This window comes from Pseudomonas sp. BN607 (genome assembly GCF_029871175.1).
Taxonomy (GTDB): Bacteria; Pseudomonadota; Gammaproteobacteria; order Pseudomonadales; family Pseudomonadaceae; genus Aquipseudomonas.
Genome location: NZ_SSOE01000023.1, coordinates 23,473 through 44,156 on the forward strand (window position 1 = coordinate 23,473; position 20,684 = coordinate 44,156).

Genomic DNA, 20,684 nt, shown 5'->3' on the forward strand with positions numbered 1-20,684 from the left:
CCTGACCGCGCCACTTTCATCATGCCTGCCAATGGAACCGGAGAGCACACGCATGTCCGCACCTCACGAGGTATCCCCCGCCACCCTGCGCAGGGTGATCGCCGCGTCGGCCATCGGCAACTTCGTCGAATGGTTCGACTTCGCCGTCTACGGCTTTCTCGCCACGATGATCGCCAGCCAGTTCTTTGCCAGTGAAGACGCCAGCGTGGCCTTGCTCAAGACCTTTGCCGTATTTGCCGTGGCCTTTGCCCTGCGCCCGTTGGGGGGCATCGTGTTCGGCGCCCTCGGCGACCGCCTGGGGCGCAAGCGCATCCTGTCGCTGACCATCCTGCTGATGGCCGGCTCAACTACCTTGATCGGCCTGCTGCCGACCTACGCCAGCATCGGCCTCGCCGCCCCGGCGTTGCTGACCCTGGCGCGCTGCCTGCAGGGCTTTTCTGCAGGTGGCGAGTATGCCGGGGCCTGCGCCTACCTGATGGAGCACGCGCCCAACGACAAGCGCGCCTTTTATGGCAGCTTCGTGCCGGTATCGACCTTTTCCGCATTTGCCTGTGCAGCGGTGATCGCCTATGGCCTGGAAGCCAGCCTGTCGAGCGAGGCGATGAATGCCTGGGGCTGGCGTATTCCGTTCCTGATTGCCGCGCCGCTGGGCCTGGTTGGCCTGTACTTGCGTTGGCGCATGGAGGAAACCCCGGCGTTCCGTGAAGCGGTAGCCCAAGGCAAGGAGCATGAACATTCGCCGCTCAAGGAAACCCTGCGCCATCATGGCCGGGCGATTCGCAACCTGGGGGCGTTCATTTCGCTGACGGCGCTGTCGTTCTACATGTTCACCACCTACTTCGCCACCTACCTGCAACTGGTCGGCAACCTGAGCCGGGCACAGTCGCTGCTGGTCACCACCGTGGCCCTGCTGTTCGCCGCCGTTGGCTGCCCGCTGGCCGGCGCATTCTCGGACCGCGTCGGGCGGCGCAAGACTATCGGTTTTACCTGCCTGTGGGTCATGCTGTGCGTGTTCCCGGCCTACTGGCTGGCCAGTTCGGGGTCGATCTCGGGGGCGCTGCTGGGGGTGATTCTGCTGGCGGTAGGTGCGCTGTGCAGTGGCGTGGTGACGGCAGCCTTGCTTTCGGAGAGCTTCCCTACCCGCACCCGCTACACCGCCTCGGCGATTACCTACAACGTGGCCTATACCCTGTTCGGTGGTACCGCGCCGCTGGTGGCAACCTGGCTGATCGGGCAGACCGGCAGCAGCCTGGCACCGGCGTTCTACCTGGTGGCGATTGCGCTGGTGGCGCTGGTCGGTGGGTTGGCGTTGCCAGAGACATCACGGATTTCGTTGCATGATGAACCCGGGGTGGACGGTATGCGGCCAGGAGCGCAGGGTACCGTTTGAGCGTTTGGGGCCGCTGTGCGGCCCCAATGATTTCAGCCCTCCTGCACCTCTTCGCGGCGATACGCCCACTGATACAACGCCGGCAACACCAGCAAGGTCAGCGCAGTGGAAGACAGAATCCCGCCAATCACGACCGTTGCCAGTGGCCGCTGCACTTCAGCGCCGGTCCCGGTCGCCAGGGCCATCGGAATGAACCCCAGCGACGCCACCAGCGCGGTCATCAGCACGGGCCGCAAACGGGTCAGCGCCCCCTCTTCCACCGCCGCGCGCAGTGGCCGCCCTTGCTCGCGCAGGCCGCGGATAAAGGCAATCATCACCAAACCGTTGAGCACCGCCACACCCGACAGGGCAATGAACCCGACGCCGGCAGAAATGGACAACGGAATGTCCCGCAACCATAGCGCCAGCACCCCGCCGGTCAGGGCAAACGGAATGCCGGTAAACACCAGCAGGCCATCCCTGAGGTTGTTGAACATCATCAGCAGCAGCGCCATGACCAACAACAAGGCTACCGGTACCACCACTTGCAAGCGTTCGGCCGCCGACTGCAGTTGCTCGAACTGGCCACCCCAACGTGTCCAGTAACCCGGCGGGATTTGCACCTGGCCAAGCAGGGTCTGTTCGGCCTCTTCGACGAACGAACCCAGGTCACGCCCACGCACGTTGGCACTGACCACCACCACCCGCTTGCCATCCTCCCGGCTGACCTGGTTCGGCCCCAGTTGCAGGTTCAGCGTGGCAACCTGCGACAACGGGATGAAGCCGATTTGCCCACCCCCCACCGCAGCACTGGCCGGTACCGGAATCAACAGGCTGGCCAGCCCGTCGACGTCGGTGCGCAAAGTTTCCGACAGGCGCACCACCATGTCGAAACGGCGGTCGCCCTCATATAACGTCCCGGCCTTGCGGCCACCCACGGCGATGGCGATGGCATCCTGCACATCGCCCACGTTCAGGCCATGGCGGGCAGCCTTGTCGCGGTCGATGTCGATGGTCAGCACCGGCAGGCCGGTGGTCTGCTCCACTTTTACCTCGGACGCACCTGGTACGTTCTGCAAGCTGCTGGCGATCTGCGCGGCAGTACGGTTGAGTACCTCCATGTCGTCACCGAACAACTTCACCGCCACATCGCTGCGCACCCCGGAAATCAGCTCGTTGAAGCGCAGCTGGATCGGCTGCGACAGCTCGTAGTTGCTGCCCGGCACGCTGGCCGCAGCACGTTGCACCTCGGCGATCAGCGCCTCCCTTGGTTTGCCCGGGTCTACCCATTGCTCGCGCGGACGCAGCATCACGTAGGCATCGGAGATATTGGGCGGCATCGGGTCGGAGGCAATCTCGGCAGTACCAGTACGCGCAAACACCCGCTCCACTTCCGGTACCTGGGCAATGATCGACCGTTCCAGACGCTGTTGCATGTCCACCGACTGGGACAGGCTGGTGCCCGGCACCCGCAGGGCCTGCAGGGCAAAGTCGCCCTCGCTGAGGCTGGGGATGAATTCGCTGCCCATGCGGCCGGCCATCACCCCCGACAACAGCACCAGCCCGGCTGCACCCGCGAACGCCAGCTTGCGCCGGCTCAGCACCCAGGCCAAAACCGGGGCATAGCGCTGGCGCGCCGTGCGCATCAGCAGCCCTTCTTCTTCCTTGACCTTGCCGGTGACGAACAGGGCAATCGCTGCCGGCACGAAGGTAACCGAAAGGATCATCGCACCGAGCAACGCCATGACCACGGTGAACGCCATGGGGTGGAACATCTTGCCCTCGACGCCGGTCAGGGCAAAGATCGGCAGGTACACCACCATGATGATCAATTGTCCGTAGATCAGCGGCCGGCGCGCTTCGCGGGCAGCGGCGAACACCTCATGGAAACGCTCGACGCGGGTCAGCATGCGGCCGTGACGTTGCTGGGCATGGGCGAGGCGGCGGATGGCGTTTTCCACGATCACCACCGCACCGTCGACGATGATGCCGAAGTCCAGCGCGCCCAGGCTCATCAGGTTGGCACTGACCTTGTTGCTGAACATGCCGGTGAAGGTGAACAGCATCGACAACGGGATGACCATGGCAGTGATCAACGCGGCGCGAATGTTACCCAGGAACAGAAACAGCACGGCGATCACCAGGATCGCGCCTTCGACCAGGTTCTTCTTCACCGTGGCAATGGCTTTTTCCACCAGGTTGGTGCGGTCATACACGGTCACCGCGACCACACCCTTGGGCAGGTTGCGGTTGATCTCGACCAGCTTGGCAGCAACCGCCTGCGACACCGTACGGCTGTTCTCGCCAATCAGCATGAACACCGTACCCAACACCACCTCGCGGCCATTCTCGGTGGCCGCGCCCGAGCGCAATTCTTCGCCAAGGCCTACCTCGGCAACATGGCTGACGCGGATCGGCGAGCCCTCGATGCTGGCGATGACGATGTTGGCGATGTCATCGGCCGAGGCCACCTGGCCAGGGGCGCGGATCAGCAATTGCTCGCCATTGCGCTCGATATGGCCGGCGCCAACGTTGGCGTTGTTGCGCTCCAGTGCCGCGATCAGGTCGTTGAGGGTGAGCTTGTAGGCCGCCAGGCGCTTGGGCTCCGGTGCAATCAGGTACTGCTTGGCATGGCCGCCGATGCTGTTTACCTCGGCCACCCCCGGCACATTGCGCAACTGTGGCTTGATGATCCAGTCCTGGATCACCCGCAGGTCCGTCGGGGTATAGGGCGTGCCGTCCGCCTTGCGAGCGCCCTCCTCGGCTTCCACCGTCCACAGGAAGATTTCCCCAAGGCCGGTTGAAATAGGCCCCATGCCGGCTTCTATGCCCTCGGGCAGCTGCTCGCGGGCCACTTGCAAGCGCTCGTTGACCAGCTGGCGGGCGAAGAAGATATCGGTACTGTCATCGAAAATGACCGTGACCTGCGACAGGCCCGAGCGTGACAGCGAGCGGGTCTGCTTGAGCCCAGGCAGGCCGGCCATGGCGGTTTCGATGGCGAAGGTGATGCGCTGCTCGGTCTCCAGCGGCGAGTAGCCGGGGGCGGCAGTGTTGATCTGTACCTGGACGTTGGTGATGTCCGGTACTGCGTCGATCGGCAGCTTCTGGTAGCTGTGAATACCCACCGCGGCCATCAGGACCACAGCCAGCATCACCACCAGGCGCTGCTCGATGGCAAATTGGATCAGGCGTTCGAACATGCAGGTGTCCCCGTAATCAATGGCTGTGCTCGGCTGAGCCCTTGCCCAGCTCCGACTTGAGGACAAAGCTGCCGGCGGCCGCTACCTGGGTACCGGCGGCGAGGCCGCTGGTGATTTCCACCTGCCCGGCATCGCGGCGGCCGGTCTGTACCGGCCGTGCCTCGAAGCCTTCCTCGGTACGGGCAAACACCACGGTCTGCTCCTCCCAGGTCTGCAGGGCGTTTTCCGGCACCGCCACGGCAGCATTGAAGCGCTCGACGCTGACCGCAACATTGACGAACAGGCCCGGGCGCCACGCGCCGCTCGGGTTGGCCAGGGTGGCCCGCACGGTGGCGGCGCGGTTCTGCTCACCGAGCAGGCTGCCGACGTAGTTGACCTTGCCCTCGACCCGGGCGCCCAGGTCCGGCGCGTTGACCGTGACCTCGCGGCCGGTCACCACCTTGTCCAGGTCACGCGGGGCGACGGCGAAGGTCGCCCATACCCGGCGCAGGTCCGACAGCGTGAAGGCATTGCTGGTCTCGTCGACCACTTCGCCTACGCTCAGGTGCTTTTCCACCACCACTGCATCGAACGGCGCGCGCAGCTCATAGCGGTTGCCGGCACCGGCCGGGCCCACGGCGGCGACCTTCTGCCGAGCATTGGCGAAGGCGATCTCAGCCTCCTGCAGCGCCTGGCGCGCCTGCAGGTAATCCTGCTCGGCGCTGATGCGCTCCTGCCACAGTTGCTGTTCTCGCTGAAAGGTCAGGCGCGCCATTTCCAGCCGGCGTTGGGCAGCCTGCTGCTCGCTGCGCAGGTCGGAGATCTGCTGGCTGGCAATCACCGCCAGCACCTGGCCGCGGGTTACCGCCTGACCCAGCTCGGCCTGCACCGCCTCGACCACACCCGGCACACGCGGTACGACGTGGGCGGTCCGGTCCTCGTCGAAGCGGATTTCCCCCGGGAAGCTGATGGCGGTGCCCAGCTCACGGGGGCCTGCGACCGTCAGTTGCACGCCGGCCGCTTCGATCTGCGCGGTGGACAGGTGCAGCTGGCCTTCTTCAGCATGACCTTCCGTGGGCTTTTCCTCAGCGTGGTCGTGGCTGTCTGCGCCAAGCTCGGCGTGGCGGGTTTGCGCCTTCGACGCCTGGCCGAGGTTGCCGGTCCAGGCCAGGCTGCCGATGCCCAGCGCAGCGATGGCGGCGGCCAGAAGGGCGAACTTGCGTGGGTTAGTCATTGTTGCTCCTGCTGTTCAATTGGTTGCCAAGGCCATCGAGGTCGCCGTAGATGCGCTCGACCTGCGCGCGCGCGTCGGTCGCCGAGGCCAGGGCCTCGAGGTAGAACCCGCGGGCCTCGATCAGCGTGCGTTGGGCGTCGAGCACATCGAGGAAGGCGAACTTGCCCATTTCAAAGCCACGGGTCGCGGTGTCCACTGCCTGCTGCGCAGCAGGCAGGATGGTCCGGTCGTAGGCGTCCACTTCCTGCATGGCGGTGGCCCACTGGCTGACGGCGCTATGGGTTTCACTGCGCAGGCGCAGCTCCACGGCGTTACGCAGGTCACGTGCCTGGTCGGCCCGGCGCGCGGCCGCCAGCACATTGCCCTGGTTGCGGTCGAACAGCGGTAGCGGCATGGACAGGCCCACCACGTTCACCCGCTCGCGATCCTCGCGGCTGTACTGGCTACCCAGGCTGACGGTGAGGTTGGGAACGCGCTGGGCCTTTTCCGAGCCCAAGCCTGCATCGCCACGCTCGACCTGGGCTGCAGCCAGGCGCCACTCCACGGTCTGTTCGACTTGAGCGAGCAAGGCATCTGCGTTGGGTGCAAGGCCAGGCGAAAGACTGGCCACCTGCAGCTGGTCAAAGCCCGCCAGCGAGCTACCGGTCAACCGGGCCAGGGCTTGGTAAGCCACGCTGCGCTGGGTCTGCGCGCGGCGCACTTCGGCCTGGGCCTGGGCCAGTTGCACGCGGGCACGGGTGGCCTCCACCGGTGATGACTGGCCGGCAGTCACTCGCCCCTGGACCACGCGCAACCCGCGCTCGGTCAAGGCCTGCGACTGCTGCGCCAGCTCCAGCGCGGTCTGCGCGCGCAAGGCGGCATGAAATGCCTGCACCACATCTGCCCGCAGGCCATTACGCTGGCGCTCCAGGTCGAGCTGGGCAATGGCTTGGCTGGCGCTGGCCACGGCAATACGTGCGCCGCGCTTGCCGCCCAGTTCCAACGCCTGGCTGAGGGTGACGGTGGTGGTGCTGGTGTCGCGACGGGTGTCTTCGACCTCCCAGGCCAGCTCCGGGTTGGGGATAAGCCCCGCCTGGCGCCGCTCGCCATCGGCAATGCCGATTTCACGGCCGGCCGCAGCCAGCTCCGGGTTGCGGGCAAAGGCGGCGGCAAGCGCCTGGGGCAGGCTCAGGCTCTGGCTGGCCTGCGCGCTGGCGGCACCGGCCAGCAACAGGCAGAGCAAGGCGATCTTGCGGGGGATGGGCACGGACAGGTCCTCGTCGGCGAAGCGTTGGCGAGGGACTGTAGAAAGCCGTGCTTATCGGGGCGGTGGCGGGGAAATTACAATTCTGTAATCCATTCACAGCAGCCCGCGTGCGTCGACGGTTCGATAATCGCCCACTTTCCCGGGACGGCGATCTAGTCCAATTGACGAAACTAACCAGTCAGTACAAAACTACGCAGAACCAACAACAACAAAGCGATGCCCGTCATGAAGCCCCTTATTCTCGTGCTCAACGGCCCCAACCTGAACATGTTGGGCACCCGCGAGCCTGCCCAGTACGGCCATGAAACCCTCGCCGACGTCGGCCAGGGCTGTGCCGATACTGCCCATGCCCACGGCCTGGACCTCGAGTTCCGGCAAACCAACCACGAAGGCGAACTGATCGACTGGATCCACGCCGCGCGCAACCGCTGCGCCGGTATCGTCATCAACCCCGGTGCCTGGACCCACACCTCGGTGGCCATTCGCGATGCCCTGGTGGCCAGTGAAGTGCCCGTTATCGAAGTGCACCTGTCCAACGTGCACAAGCGCGAGCCGTTCCGCCACGTGTCGTTCGTCTCGTCGATCGCCGTCGGTGTCATCTGCGGCCTCGGCAGCCACGGCTACCGCATGGCCATCAGCCACTTCGCCGCAATGTTCCAGGAGCGCACCGCATGAGCCAGCAAGCCATCCTCGCCGGCCTGATCGGCCGCGGCATCCAACTGTCGCGCACCCCCGCCCTGCACGAACACGAAGGGGACGCCCAGGCCCTGCGCTACCTGTATCGGCTGATCGACGCCGACCAGCTGCAACTGGACGACAGCGCCCTGCCCAGCCTGCTCGACGCAGCGCAGCACACCGGTTTTACCGGCCTCAACATCACCTACCCGTTCAAGCAGGCGATACTGCCGCTGCTTGACGAACTGTCGGACGAGGCCCGCGGCATCGGCGCAGTCAATACCGTGGTGCTCAAGGACGGCAAGCGGGTCGGCCACAACACCGACTGCCTGGGCTTTGCCGAAGGCCTGCGTCGCGGGCTACCGGACGTAGCGCGCGGTCAGGTCGTGCAGATGGGCGCCGGTGGCGCCGGTTCAGCAGTGGCACATGCCCTGCTGGGAGAAGGGGTCGAGCGGCTGGTGCTGTTCGAAGTGGATGCCGCCCGCGCGCAAGCGCTGGTAGACAACCTGAACACTCATTTCGGTGCCGGGCGCGCGGTGGTCGGCACTGACCTGGCCCACGCGCTGGCGCAGGCTGACGGCCTGGTCAACACCACACCCGTGGGCATGGCCAAGCTACCGGGCACACCGCTGCCGGTGGAGCTGCTGCATGCACGGCTGTGGGTGGCCGAGATCATCTACTTCCCGCTGGAAACCGAACTGCTGCGCGCCGCCCGCGCACTGGGCTGCCGCACACTCGATGGCAGCAACATGGCAGTGTTCCAGGCGGTGAAAGCGTTCGAGCTGTTCAGTGGCCGCCAGGCGGATGCGGCGCGGATGCAGGCGCATTTCGCCAGCTTCAGCTGAAAGACCGCTGTTGGCTAGTTCGCGGGCAAACCCGCTCTCATAGAACAAATCGTGACGTAGTGATTTGGCAGGGACTCTGTGAGAGCGGGCTTGCCCCGTCGAACACCGGCAAAGCCGGTGCCATGCACCGCGCGGGCCCCTTCGCGGGCCAAGCCCGCCCCCAGGAACCGCACGAAGCTTGCAGGCGGTGCAATCTGTGGAGGCAGGTCATCCTTTTTCATCCAATAGAGCCTGTATCACCTGCTCTTGCCCGCCATAATCCCCCTCGCCTACATGCACATGGCGCACCTGCCCCTTGCGGTCGACAAAATAATGCGCCGGCCAGAACTGGTTGCCCCAGGCATTCCACACTTTGTGATCGTTATCCACCGCCACCGGGTAACCGATGCCCAACCTGGCCACCTTGTCGCGCAAGGTGCCGACATCATGCTCGTAGTCGTACTCTGGCGTATGCACCCCGACCACCACCAGACCCTGGTCGGCATAACGCCGTGCCCAGTCGTTCACATGCGGCAAGCTGCGCCGGCAGTTGATGCAGTCCCACGTCCAGAAGTCCACCAGCACCACCTTGCCCTTTAGCCCCTGGGTGTCCAAGGGTGCCGAGTTCAGCCACTGGCTGGCGCCCGACAGCGACGGCATGGCACCGTAGCTGTCGCGCGCCATCAGGTGCCCGGCCAAGCCCAAGCCGACCAACGCCAGGGCAAAGCCACCCATTTTCAGCATCAGCCGCCGATCAATTATCATGGCAACCGCCGGTGGCGTAGGTGCGGTACTGCACGCTCTGCTGCCGGCCGTGGGAGTCCAGATAATCCATGCGGGTGTTGACCAGGCCGCAAGCGTTGCTCTGGTCATCCTGTACCGACAGCACTTTCTTCACATCCAGATGCTGGCCGTAGCGGTATTGCATGGCTTCGTCGTCCTGCATCGGGGCGGTGTCGGCCTGGGCGGCGATGGCGCCGAAGCTGAGCACGGCGAACAGGCTGGCGCTGGCGAAAGTCTTGACGTTCATGGCATCTCTCCTGGGTGTCACTTGGGTAGGGGGAGTCGTGCTCCCCGGTGAGAACCATTTCACGCCCGCCAGGTATCCCGTATGTGTCGCCCGAGGCTGTGATGCGCTTCCTGCTGTATCTGCGCCCGCGCCAGATACACTGCAATACAAACTCCCGCAGGCAAGCGCGAACACGCTCGGTACACTGCGCTTAACCCCACTTGCACAGGAACGCAGCGCATGGAACACGTCGATCACATCCTGATCGTCGACGACGACCGCGAGATCCGCGAACTGGTCGGCAATTACCTGAAGAAGAACGGCCTGCGCACCAGCATCGTCGCCGACGGCCGGCAGATGCGCGCCTTTCTCGAAGCCAACAGCGTCGACCTGATCGTGCTCGACATCATGATGCCCGGTGACGACGGCCTGCTGTTGTGCCGCGAGCTGCGCGCCGGCAAACACCGCAATACCCCGGTATTGATGCTGACCGCACGCAATGACGAAACCGATCGCATCATCGGCCTGGAAATGGGCGCCGACGACTACCTGACCAAACCATTCTCGGCCCGTGAACTGCTCGCCCGCATCAACGCCGTGCTACGCCGCACGCGCATGCTGCCACCCAACCTGACCATCAGTGAAAGCAGCCGCCTGCTTGGCTTCGGTCAATGGCGCCTGGACACCACCGCGCGCCACTTGCTCGACAGCGAAGGTACCCTGGTGGCCCTGAGCGGCGCCGAATACCGCCTGCTGCGGGTGTTCCTCGACCATCCGCAACGTGTCCTCAGCCGCGAACAGCTGCTGAACCTGACCCAGGGCCGCGAAGCCGACATCTTCGACCGCTCCATCGACCTGCTGGTCAGCCGCCTGCGCCAGCGGCTGGGCGATGACGCCCGCGAACCCGGCTGCATCAAGACCGTGCGCAGCGAGGGCTATGTATTCTCGTTGCCGGTGCACTTGCTGGAGTCGCCGTCATGAAATGGCCGCGCACGTTAGCCTCGCGGCTGGCACTGATCTTTTTCACCGGCCTGGTACTGGCCTACGGCCTGTCGTTCAGCTTGCAGGCCTACGAGCGCTACATCAGTAGCCGGTCGATGATGCTCAGCAACCTGGAGCAGGACGTGGCCACCTCCGTGGCCATTCTCGACCGCCTGCCCGCAGCCGAGCGTGGCGCCTGGCTACCGCGCCTGGAACGGCGTACCTACCGCTATCGCCTGGACCACGGCCTGGCTGGCGATGCGATGCCCAGCAGCGACCCACCGATGGCGGCCGAATCGGTCGTCAAGGCCATCGGCAGCGACTATCACCTGACCTTTCAGGAGATCCCCGGCCCGAATACGCACTTCCAGGCGCACCTCAACCTGGCCGACGGTGCGCCGCTGACCATCGACGTTACCCCGACTCCCGTTCCGGTGGCCCGCTGGCTGCCTGTCGTACTGCTGATACAGCTGGCCGTGCTGATGCTGTGTACTTGGCTGGCGGTACGCCTGGCCATCGGCCCGCTGACCCGTCTGTCGCAGGCAGTGGACAACCTCAACCCGGACAAACCCGGCGTTCAGCTGGATGAAAGCGGCCCGCGCGAGGTGCGCTATGCCGCTGTGGCCTTCAATGCCCTGCAGGCGCGCATCGCTGCCCACCTCAAAGAACGCATGCAGCTGCTGGCAGCGATTTCCCACGACCTGCAAACGCCGATCACGCGCATGAAATTGCGTGTCGAAGTGATGGACGATGGGCTCGAAAAGGACAAGCTGTGGAGTGACCTGGGCGAGATGGAGCACCTGGTGCGCGAAGGCGTGGCCTATGCCCGCAGCATGGACACCAGCACCGAAGCCCCTTGTCGGGTCAACCTCGACGCCTTCCTCGACAGCCTGGTGTTCGACTACCAAGACAGCGGCGCCCGGGTCGAGCGCCACGGCAACTGCGGCAGCTTGCTGGAGACCCGCCCGCATGCACTGCGCCGGGTGCTGGTGAACCTGGTCGATAACGCCCTCAAGTTCGCCGGTGCCGCCGAGCTGGAAGTATTCCACGAGGGCAGCACGACGGTAATCCGCGTGCTCGACAACGGGCCCGGGATACCCGGCGGCGAACTGGACGAGGTACTCAAGCCGTTCTACCGCGTGGAGGGCTCACGCAACCGCAGCACCGGGGGTACCGGGCTGGGGTTGGCGATTGCTCACCAGCTGATTCAGGCCATGGGCGGCCGGCTGACCCTGAGCAACCGCGCCACTGGCGGGTTATGCGCACAAATAGAACTCAGGTAAAGGCAAGCGCCCGGCGTTTGCCCTACAAACCGATACACAACCCTACCCACCCCGACACACTGCAGATACCCCGCCGTCACACACTCCCGGTCACACCATCACACACCGGGAGCCCTTCTGATGAAAGCCCTTACCCTGCCGTCCGGCTGGAAGCTGTTCGCCACCCTCGCCGGCCTGACCCTGGCGATGACCGCCGTGGTCCTCGCCAGCCAGCCTGACCCGGACGGCCTGCGCAGTGCCATCCGCGCCACCGCGCGCAGCTCCTTCGCGCTGTTCTTGCTGGCATTCCTGGGGTCGTCGCTTGCGACCTTGCTGCCTGGCACGACAAGCCGCCGCATCCTGCAGGAACGGCGCTACCTGGGCCTGGCCTTTGCCTTCTCGCACACGGTGCATGGCCTGCTGATCTACCGCTATGCCCAAGAATTCCCGGCATTGTTCTGGGCCGGCCGCACGCTCACGTCCAGCCTGCCCGGCAGCGTCGGCTACCTGTTCCTGCTGCTGCTCACCATCACCTCGTTCAAGGCCCCCACGCGCCTGTTGGGCGGCCGTGCCTGGCGAGCCCTGCACAGCAGCGGCATGTGGCTGCTGGCTGCGGTGTTCTGCCTGTCGTTCTACAAACGCATTCCCATGGGGGGGTGGTACCCCCTGGCGTTCGCCCTGATGTTCAGCGCCATCGCCGTCAAGCTCACCGCCAAACTCGCCCGTCAACAACGCCGCCGCGCCCAAGCCCTTTCCTGAACCGAGTACCGCCAATGACTACCTTGACCCGCACCCTGACCACCTTCGACCGCCTCGGTGCCTGGAGTGCCGACCTGCCCTTGCGACTGTTTCTGGCCTGGGAGTTTTTCGAATCCGGCCTGGAGAAGCTCAACGGCAGCAACTGGTTCGCCGACCTGCAGGCCAGCTTCCCGTTCCCGTTCAATCAGCTGCCGGCGGAGTGGAACTGGCAGTTGTCGATGTGGGCAGAACTGATATTGCCGCTGTTGCTGTTGCTGGGTCTTGGTACTCGGCTGGCGTCACTGGGACTGATGGTGGTGACGGTGGTAGCGATTGCTGCCGTGCACTGGCCGGCGCACTGGTCGAGCCTGGCTGAACTGGCCCAGGGCTATGCGATTACCGACCAGGGCTTTGGCAACTACAAGCTGCCGTTGATCTACCTGGTGGCGTTGCTGCCGCTGCTGCTCAAAGGGGCTGGGCGCTTGAGCCTGGATCATTGGCTGAGGGCGCGGTTGTGCAGCTGAAACCGTTGCGATGGGGCGCAATGCGCCCCTGATACGCGCACTCAGCGGGTACCGATGATGACGCCCTGCTCGCGCAACCCCTGCAGCAACGCCAAGCCCTGCGCCATATCCCCGCCCAACGCCTGCAGCCGCCCGCGGCCAGTCCCCTGCCCCACCAGCAACCGATACGCCATTGGCGCCAGCCGCGCGAAGCGCACCTGCAACCCGGCATCGCGATAGACCAGCAGCAAAGTCGGCGACTCTGGCGCAGCATCAGGCTGGTAATCCCTGCCGATACGCTCCACTGGCCACCGATAAGCCAAGACCCTTGCCACGCAAGACAACAGCGGCTCACGGTCCAGCAAGTCACCCGCAGGATCATGCATCGGGTCTTCGGCATCACTCAGGTACAGCTGCGCCTCGATCCACTCGTAGTGGGCCAGCTCCAGCTGCCAGGGCGCGTCCAGCGCCACCCCTTGCAAGTAGTCGACGAAAGCTTCAGCCACCTCGGTAAACAAGGGTGTCTGGCTGCGGTAACTGGCGTAGAAATCATGTACCCGGGCGTGCCAGCGTTGCTCACCCAGCGCCTGACGCATCACCGGGAAGCTGCCAGCCAGCAGACCTTCGATAGCGCCATAGAACAGCTCGCGGTAAACCTTAAGCCGGCGTGCCTCAATGCCAGGCGGAGGGGCATGGCGCTGCGGGTCGCGCAGGTGCCGGGCCAGGGTGTATTGCTGCTCGCGCAACGTCTCATTCATTTGCTTGGCCTCCCACAGCGCACTGCACTTCACGAATGCGTGCTGTCTCGGCCAACAGCTCAGCCAGTGGCGGGTAGTTGAAGTCGCGCTCAAGCACCGTGGGTTGCACACCAAAGCGCCTGCAGGCAACGGCGTACAGCGCCCATACATCATCCTTTACCGCAGCGCCATGGGTATCGACCTTCAGGTCCGGCGCTTCATCGTAATGGCCGGCCACGTGCATGCCGGTCACTCGCGCCTGGGGCAGGCCTGCCAGGAATTGCTGGGCGTCATAGCCATGGTTGCAGGCGTTGACGAAGACGTTGTTGACGTCCAGCAGCAGGTCGCAATCGGCTTCATCGAGTACGGCACGAACAAAGTCGAGCTCGCTCATGGCCTGGTAAGGCGCGGCGTAGTAGCTGATATTTTCCACCGCGATGCGCCGTTCCAGTTGCTCCTGGGCCTGGCGTATGCGCGCGGCTACATGGCGTACGGCTTCGTCGGTGAAGGGAATGGGCATCAGGTCGTACAGGTGCCCGTCATCACTGCAGTAGCTCAGGTGCTCGCTGTACAGCCGCACTCGGTGGCGGTCAAGAAACTGCCGGGTCTGGCCGAGGAAATGCTGGTCAAGCGGCGCGCTGCCTCCCAACGACAACGACAAGCCATGGCAAGCAATGGGGAAACGCTCGGCCAGTTGAGCCAGGCCCTTGCCGTAGGCCCCGCCGACGGCAATCCAGTTTTCCGGTGCGCATTCGAGAAAGTCCACTGCGCCAGCCGGCATGGCCAGCAGCTCCGGCAGCAGGCCGCGACGCAGGCCAAGCCCCGCCCGTAGGGGTTGTGGGTGCAAAGGTATGGGGTACATGAACAGGTCTCCGCAACAGGCACAACGCCCCGCCTGACCAGCAGGAGGGGCGTTGCGGCGTTTCAAGGGGGCAGAATGTCAGGGCTTGCCGGTCAGGTGGCTGAACACGCCTTCAGGCATGGCTTTGCCATTGGCCTGGTAGATCGCCTTGAGGTGATCCGCTGCCTCCTGTTCGGAGATGAAACCGTCGTGGTTACGGTCGATCTTGGTGAAATCACCGGCACGGTCTTTGGCCACGGCACGAAATTCATCGCGCGAGACTTTGCCATCGTGGTTGCTGTCGGTTTTGGCGAACGAGGCATCACCACACTTGCCTTCGCCACATTTACCCTCCGCCCCGGCTTTGGCGCTCGCCCCGCATTTGCCTTCACCGCATTTGCCTTCGTTCTGAGTGGCCTTGGCGCTGCCACCGCACTTGCCTTCACCACACTTGCCCTCGCCGGCGACCTTGGCTGAAGCCAACTGGTAACCCTGGGCCAACGGTTCGACGGCAAACGCACTGCTGCTCAATGCCATGCTGCCGATCAAGGCGGCGCCGAGCAGGCCGAGAGTGTTTCGTACTTGGGTCATGGTGATGCTCCACTGTGCTGGGGTAGTGGAGCCATTAAGCCGTTGCGGTTTGTCGTGGATGTATCAGGCAAGGGGCGCTTTTGTATGGAAACCCGTCTGCATGGCGGCCAGATACAGTGGGATACACAAAGACCGGCAAGTAGCCCCAGGCATCAGCCCAGGGCCGTCATACATTCAGTCTTCCAGCGGTTTGGGCGGTGCTGCCGGCTTGGCAGGCTTGCTGTCCTTGGCCTTGGGCTTGGCTTCCGGTGCCGCAGCCACGGGCTCGGGCGCTGCTACCGCCTTTTCGCTGGCAGGCAGGTCATCGACGGCCTTGAAGATTACCGCCGGGTCGAGTGGCGTGTTCTCTTCGTCATCCTTGAGGATATGCCGCTCACCGTCCTTGCCCACCAGAATCACCTTGGTGCCTTTGCTCGCGCCCAGCTTCAGTTCGCGGATCAGGGCCATGGTGGTCTGCTGCTCGAGGTTCTTGTCCTCACGTTTACCCATCATTTGCGCAACGCTGTACAGCACCAGGTTGCGCTCCTTGAACTTGGCCTGGGTAGCCGGGTCCTCCAGCGCCTTGTTCAGCGCTCGCAATGTCGGGTCGGCACTGCTCGGCGCAATGACCACCAATGGCCTGGCCTTGCCCAGTTCCTTGGCTAAAGGCGCATCACTGTCTGCGGCAAACAAGGGGGCGGCAACAGCAAGCAAGGTTGCGAGGGTCAGTGACCGGACGAGCATGCGTATCTCCTTATTGTCTCGATATACCAATGACTACAGATCACGGAGAAAAATCCGACAGGGAGCCTAAACCACTTCATCCACGAATGGGGTGCGCAAAAGTAACTGTCGATTTCCGAGCTTCCTGAAGCCAGAACTACGGCGCGGGAACAAACCGCTATCAGCTTGATTGAGCATAGCCCAAAGGTGCTTTGGCAGGGGCCAGCCCCGCTACCCGGCGCGCATGTCAACGCACGTCGATAGAAGGCCCCGTCGGCCTCACTTCCATCGCTTGCGTGGTCATATCCAGCATCAGCCCTCTGCGTGCAGCGCGCTGAGCATCACGAATGGCGTCCGCCTGATCGATCCTTGCCCCCTCGGTCAGCGCTTCATCGTCCAGTACCGTTTCAAGCTGCCTTCTGAACGGCAGGTCGACCGCCGCGAAACGGTCAGGGTGAGTACGCTCCAGGTGCGCCTGCCAGAACTCACGATCCACCATGGAGCGGGCAATCTCTTCCGGGGTTTCTGCAGCCCGCACCGCAGCCTCTGCTTCTGCAAGGTCCGCCTCCAGCACGCCCGAGATCGCGAGGAAGCTCATTTCTCCCACCTGCAGTGGCAAGTCGAGACGCTCCCTTAACCCGATCCGGAAAGCCAACCCGACCTCGCTTCCTTCCAGCATCCTGCCATGTCGCAGCGCCCACCGGGTAGCGAACCTGTCGACCGCATCGTGGCGCCATAAACGTCTTCCCAGGTCGAGCAAGGCACGTTCGCTTTCCCCCTGGGCTGCATGTTCAACCTGCCAAACCAGCAGGTTCAGTTCAAGGTTGCTCAAGCACCAAGTGGCACCATCCTGGCAACCCCACTCATCATTGGCCACCGACAGCAGGTTCTGCCGCAACTCTGGCGTAATGGCCATGGCTTGCAATACCGCCATCACCCGATTGCCCAGTGCACGGGCATTGACACGGAAGTCTTCGGACAGCAACAACTGGCGAAGCACACGGAAAAACCGGTCAGCATCCTCACCTGAATCCAACGAATCCCAGGCAGCAAGCATCAAGCCGCGGTGCTCCGGGGCCACGGCATCCCCCCATACTTCACGGGCACGCTGCAGCCGCAGAAGCACTTGCTCCTCGTCCAGGCCAGGATCATCGCTACTCAACGCAGCCTGCAAACGTAGCGTCTGGGCTTCGCCCAGCGGGTTTCCATTCAGACGAAACCGCCGCCGATGCCACACGGGCAATTGGAAGAAACTCTCTGGAATGTGCCTGATCCGGTTATCCCGCAAATCAACGGACACCAATTGAGTGTTGTCGAACACGCCCAGTGGAAATTGCGAGATCTGTGTGTCGCGCAAGTTCAGCCACCGCAATTCAGTCAAACCTGCCAGCATGAACCTGCCCAACGGGTTGTGGGACAGGTCGAGAGACTGCAGGCTGGCGCAACTGGCCAGTGTGGCGGTTTGTGCAATGTTCAGGACGATACGGTTGTTGGTCAGGCTCAGATGCCGCAGCTGCTCTATTTGCAATAAAGGTTGCGGAAGGCGCGTCAGAAGGTTCCCTCCCAGGTCAAGGGTGTGCAGGCTAGGAAAAGCCAGCAGGAGGCTGCTGGGGACCTCCAGAAGGTCAAGGTGCAACAGCGACAAGCTGGTAACGCCCCTGAAGCTGACCTGCACGGGAATGTTGGGCAAGCCGCCTGGTTTGAAATTACAGAACATGACGTGGAGGTTTTCCTGGGCATTGATTTGCAGTTCTCCCACACCCACCGACCGCCTCCAGCAATTGAACAACGTCTGGCGCAACGCCTCGCGATCATCCATGACATCGCCCTGCGCGCGTGCGACCCAGGTATTCAGCGTCATGCGAAGCATCGCGAACTCATTGCGAAGGCTCGTCAGTACGTGTTCCAGTTGCTGCCCTGAGCGCCTGGCCTCATCGGCGAACGTTTCGACCTGTTGATCACTCAACCACGGGAAGAGATCGCGCAGCGTTGCCCTCAGGGCACTCCCTCTGGATGCAAAACCGCTCACTCCACCACCACCCAGTGGGTAGCCGATACGTCCATCGGTCAAGCGCATGGGCCGTCGAACCGCACCCGGACGTACCGCGCCCAGCAAACGACTGATCTGGTCACGGTGGCGTACCGCTTCGCGCCCCAGCATTACCCTGAGGTTGTGCGAGAATGGATCGCCGATGCCCATCGCCTCCCGTTGTACATCGGTATAGGCAGGCGCCATGACGTCGAACAGCTCACCCGCCTCACCACGCGCCGTGCCGTGGCTGTCATACAGTTGAAAGCTACCGTCCAGGTGCACCAGATCGAACGCCCGCTGCCCCTGCTCGGACTTCGCCAGCATCGGCCCGCCCAGCCAACCTTCGTAGAGCCGCCAGCCTACTCCTCGTTCGCCCCCGGGCAGATACCGTAACAAGCCCACGACCACCCGGGCCAGGTCTGCATGCTGCGGCGTATCCAGGTACAGCGCTTCAAATACCCGCGCCTGCCGGGTCGCCAGCAAACTGCTCCTCGCCGCCTCGGCAAGCCCCAGGGCAACCCTGCCGCTGGATAGCAACCGTGTGCGATCAACGCTGCTGGCAGCCTGTACCAAGGCTTGCGCACCACGCACGTTCAGCCCAGGAAACACCCGGCGCAACGCCGTGCTGCCGAGGCTGTCATCGGGCTGCAATGCTTCAAAAAGGTGCTGCAACAGTGTTCGCCGCTGCGCCCATGCCAACCCCGCCAGCGCCTGATCTGTAAGCCCATCCGCGCCTGGCAAACGCCGAACGTGATCGAGCACGGTTGCATCTTCTACCGGCTCGCCGCTGCGTAAACGGCCAACCATGCTGCGGATGCGCTGATCAAGCTGGACCCGCTCCACACTGTCGATCAGCGCGGGGCTCGGTGCCTGGGCATGGACATGCAAGCCACGCACATCGTCGCCATCAAGGCCGTGGAACAGCAGAACCTGATCGATCTGTTCATCATTCAGCCGGTTGAAAGGTTCACCCAAGCGCCGGAACATGCGGTATTTGTCGGGCCACATGGCAGGTTGCTCACTCCACAACCGCCAGGCACCAGCGCCATTGTGATGCAGCAACGGCCCGTGGCCGTCGACCGGATACAGCTGCCATTGATCACCGCCGGCCGCCTCCGTCACGCGATAGTGCTGCCCGTCCATTTCGATCCAGGCCAGCCCGTCCTGACGCCGGATCCCCAAAGCGTCCGGGCTTGAGGCCGCATCGGGGACCTGGCGTTGGAACGGGGTCAGGTCTTGTTGCCAGAGCTTCACCGTGCCGTCTTCCAGCCGAGCCGGCAACATGGCATCGACCTTCGCAGACCGGGCCCAAACCCGTCTAGCCACACCCACCCCGGCTACCGTGGCCGCCACGATGGCAAGGTCTGTAGCCACATGGGTCAAATGGTCCAGCGCCTCCTGGCGGTCGTTTTCATGCCAAGCCTCAACGCCATGGTAGACCTCTTTCAGTAGCTCGCTGGCCGTCACGGCCAGCAGCGCCAGGCCGAGCCCAGGCACAAAGAAACTGGCCAGGTTGAGCAGCGCCCACCCTTCGGCTTCAAGGCGCAGGTCATGCTGGCGCTGAACCTCACGATCCAGTTTGGCCACCGGTACTGCGATCATCGCCGCATCGTCCTTGATCTGCTGGATACGGGCCTGTGCCTGGCTTATGAACAACGGCTGCGGGTAGGCCTGCAAGTGTGGTTCGAGATCGCGAAAAGCCCAGTCTGCCAGGTCATCGAAGCGCTCCGCGACCTGGGCGAAAAATGCCTGGCTGTCCCGCCGCAGCACGAAGCGGCTGAAAAAACGCCGATAGGCCTTGTCGCGCAAGCGCCGGCCCAGTTCGCGGTTCATTTTGTCGATACTCTCGAACGCACTCCAAGGCGAACGAGGGTCCCCAGGTACGTAAAGAAACACCCGACGGGTCGTGTTGAACAGCACGCCTTGCTCAACCACCGCGAATACCGTCACCTGCTCGATCTGGCAACCCAGCATTTTCAGCTGCCTGGCCTGCACCAGGTCGCCCGCCAGGCGCAGCAGCTTGCCCTTCTCGCACACCGTCACCAGCAAGCCGAGCTCGCTGTCATCCAGGGTTCCTTGTTGCCGGGCTTTGTAGGCGTCCACAAGCATGCTGTAGCGCAAGGCATCCACAAGCCGCGCCACCACGTGCTCGGCACTGCCAGCGGGCTTGAGGATGGAATCCAGATGACGTTGATAGCGTTCACCCAGGTCCAGCTCACGACAGAGTTTGGCAAGCTCGATGCTGGTGGGTGGTTTGACCGTACCGTGGGTGGGAACCAGCAGGCGATTACCGCGCGGCTGGCCACCCTCCTGCGCCTGAGCGGCGGTGAAATTGCGCATTGCCACTTCGAGCAGTGGCTGTTCTTCATAGACCACTGTGGTCAGGTGCGCGCCAACCGGCTGACTGTTGATCACAGCTTCGCGACGGCCCTGCAGAAACCTGAGCGAGTACGGGTTACGGCCAAGCCCATAACGCTCGTCGAGCGCCTTTCCCAGGGCTGAAGCGACGAAACCGTCAATGCCCTCGATGCCTCGCAGCATCGCGTTCACTTGCTCACAGCAGCGAAGGCTGTTTGCCAATGCCCTGCCGATCTCAGGCAGTTGCTCAGCGGGGGCGTGACGCAACCAGGGCGGCAAGCGCCTGCCGATGATGCCATCCTGGAAAGCGTCGATGGCGGCCTGCGCATCTGACGGCACAGTGGTGTTCATGGCGGGGAGCCTCTTCATGAAAAGAAGCCAGACTAAGACGCCTGCTCCCCGC

General features: G+C 63.7%; 17 protein-coding genes. 7 read left to right on the forward strand and 10 right to left on the reverse strand.

The genetic code is table 11. From position 1 onward, the window contains the following. Positions 1 to 52: 52 nt before the first annotated feature. Positions 53 to 1,390 (forward strand): MFS transporter, encoded by a 1,338-nt coding sequence (locus E8E68_RS04245; protein WP_280339869.1) that lies wholly within the window; start codon positions 53 to 55, stop codon positions 1,388 to 1,390. Positions 1,391 to 1,422: 32 nt separating this feature from the next. Here the strand turns inward: E8E68_RS04245 and E8E68_RS04250 are convergent, their stop codons facing one another. From E8E68_RS04250 to E8E68_RS04260, 3 genes are read right to left on the reverse strand one after another with little or no spacing between them, the layout of a single operon-like run. Continuing rightward, the gene (locus tag E8E68_RS04250) at positions 1,423 to 4,569 is read right to left on the reverse strand and encodes a CusA/CzcA family heavy metal efflux RND transporter (RefSeq protein WP_266030265.1); all 3,147 of its coding nucleotides are present in this window, start codon (positions 4,567 to 4,569) and stop codon (positions 1,423 to 1,425) included. Between the two features lie 16 nt (positions 4,570 to 4,585). Beyond that, complete coding sequence (locus tag E8E68_RS04255) at positions 4,586 to 5,782, reverse strand: efflux RND transporter periplasmic adaptor subunit (protein ID WP_280339871.1); 1,197 nt, start codon at positions 5,780 to 5,782, stop codon at positions 4,586 to 4,588. Further along, entirely contained in the window at positions 5,775 to 7,028 is a 1,254-nt protein-coding gene (locus E8E68_RS04260) for a TolC family protein (protein ID WP_266030267.1), read from the reverse strand. The genes E8E68_RS04255 and E8E68_RS04260 overlap by 8 nt, the downstream gene beginning before the upstream one ends. Before the next feature lie 225 nt (positions 7,029 to 7,253). Between E8E68_RS04260 and aroQ the strand changes: the two genes are divergently transcribed. Next, a complete protein-coding gene (gene aroQ / locus E8E68_RS04265) occupies positions 7,254 to 7,703 on the forward strand; it encodes a type II 3-dehydroquinate dehydratase (RefSeq protein WP_110745078.1) in 450 nt (149 codons plus the stop codon). Then, entirely contained in the window at positions 7,700 to 8,548 is an 849-nt protein-coding gene (locus E8E68_RS04270) for a shikimate dehydrogenase (protein WP_266030270.1), read from the forward strand. The genes aroQ and E8E68_RS04270 overlap by 4 nt, the downstream gene beginning before the upstream one ends. A 207-nt stretch (positions 8,549 to 8,755) precedes the next feature. On the opposite strand, the gene E8E68_RS04275 is transcribed toward E8E68_RS04270, so the two are convergent. Then, entirely contained in the window at positions 8,756 to 9,271 is a 516-nt protein-coding gene (locus tag E8E68_RS04275) for a thioredoxin family protein (RefSeq protein WP_280339933.1), read from the reverse strand. 10 nt (positions 9,272 to 9,281) lie between these two features. Next, entirely contained in the window at positions 9,282 to 9,557 is a 276-nt protein-coding gene (locus E8E68_RS04280; RefSeq protein ID WP_266030272.1) for a DUF2790 domain-containing protein, read from the reverse strand. 219 nt (positions 9,558 to 9,776) lie between these two features. On the opposite strand from E8E68_RS04280, the gene E8E68_RS04285 reads away from it, so the two are divergent. The 4 genes from E8E68_RS04285 to E8E68_RS04300 all read left to right on the forward strand — a co-directional run bounded on the left by E8E68_RS04285 (position 9,777) and on the right by E8E68_RS04300 (position 13,041). Further along, positions 9,777 to 10,517: a response regulator gene (locus E8E68_RS04285; protein ID WP_110745074.1), complete on the forward strand. Its 741-nt coding sequence runs from the start codon at positions 9,777 to 9,779 to the stop codon at positions 10,515 to 10,517. Then, positions 10,514 to 11,800, forward strand: a complete 1,287-nt coding sequence (locus E8E68_RS04290; RefSeq protein ID WP_280339877.1) for a HAMP domain-containing sensor histidine kinase — start codon at positions 10,514 to 10,516, stop codon at positions 11,798 to 11,800. Before E8E68_RS04285 ends, E8E68_RS04290 begins: the two co-directional genes overlap by 4 nt. A gap of 120 nt (positions 11,801 to 11,920) precedes the next feature. Further along, the gene (locus E8E68_RS04295; protein ID WP_280339878.1) at positions 11,921 to 12,538 is read left to right on the forward strand and encodes a ferric reductase-like transmembrane domain-containing protein; all 618 of its coding nucleotides are present in this window, start codon (positions 11,921 to 11,923) and stop codon (positions 12,536 to 12,538) included. Positions 12,539 to 12,552: 14 nt separating this feature from the next. Then, complete coding sequence (locus E8E68_RS04300; RefSeq protein ID WP_110745071.1) at positions 12,553 to 13,041, forward strand: DoxX family protein; 489 nt, start codon at positions 12,553 to 12,555, stop codon at positions 13,039 to 13,041. A 41-nt stretch (positions 13,042 to 13,082) separates the two neighbouring features. Here the strand turns inward: E8E68_RS04300 and E8E68_RS04305 are convergent, their stop codons facing one another. From E8E68_RS04305 to E8E68_RS04325, 5 genes are all read right to left on the reverse strand, one after another. After that, on the reverse strand, positions 13,083 to 13,778 hold the full coding sequence (locus tag E8E68_RS04305; RefSeq protein WP_280339880.1) for a putative DNA-binding domain-containing protein: 696 nt from the start codon (positions 13,776 to 13,778) through the stop codon (positions 13,083 to 13,085). After that, entirely contained in the window at positions 13,771 to 14,619 is an 849-nt protein-coding gene (locus tag E8E68_RS04310; protein ID WP_266030279.1) for a DUF692 domain-containing protein, read from the reverse strand. Before E8E68_RS04310 ends, E8E68_RS04305 begins: the two co-directional genes overlap by 8 nt. A gap of 78 nt (positions 14,620 to 14,697) precedes the next feature. After that, entirely contained in the window at positions 14,698 to 15,189 is a 492-nt protein-coding gene (locus E8E68_RS04315; protein ID WP_266030281.1) for an EF-hand domain-containing protein, read from the reverse strand. Positions 15,190 to 15,363: 174 nt separating this feature from the next. Next, positions 15,364 to 15,912: a DUF4174 domain-containing protein gene (locus E8E68_RS04320; protein WP_110745067.1), complete on the reverse strand. Its 549-nt coding sequence runs from the start codon at positions 15,910 to 15,912 to the stop codon at positions 15,364 to 15,366. A gap of 226 nt (positions 15,913 to 16,138) precedes the next feature. After that, the gene (locus tag E8E68_RS04325; RefSeq protein WP_348530064.1) at positions 16,139 to 20,632 is read right to left on the reverse strand and encodes an NEL-type E3 ubiquitin ligase domain-containing protein; all 4,494 of its coding nucleotides are present in this window, start codon (positions 20,630 to 20,632) and stop codon (positions 16,139 to 16,141) included. Between the last annotated feature and the right edge of the window lie 52 nt (positions 20,633 to 20,684).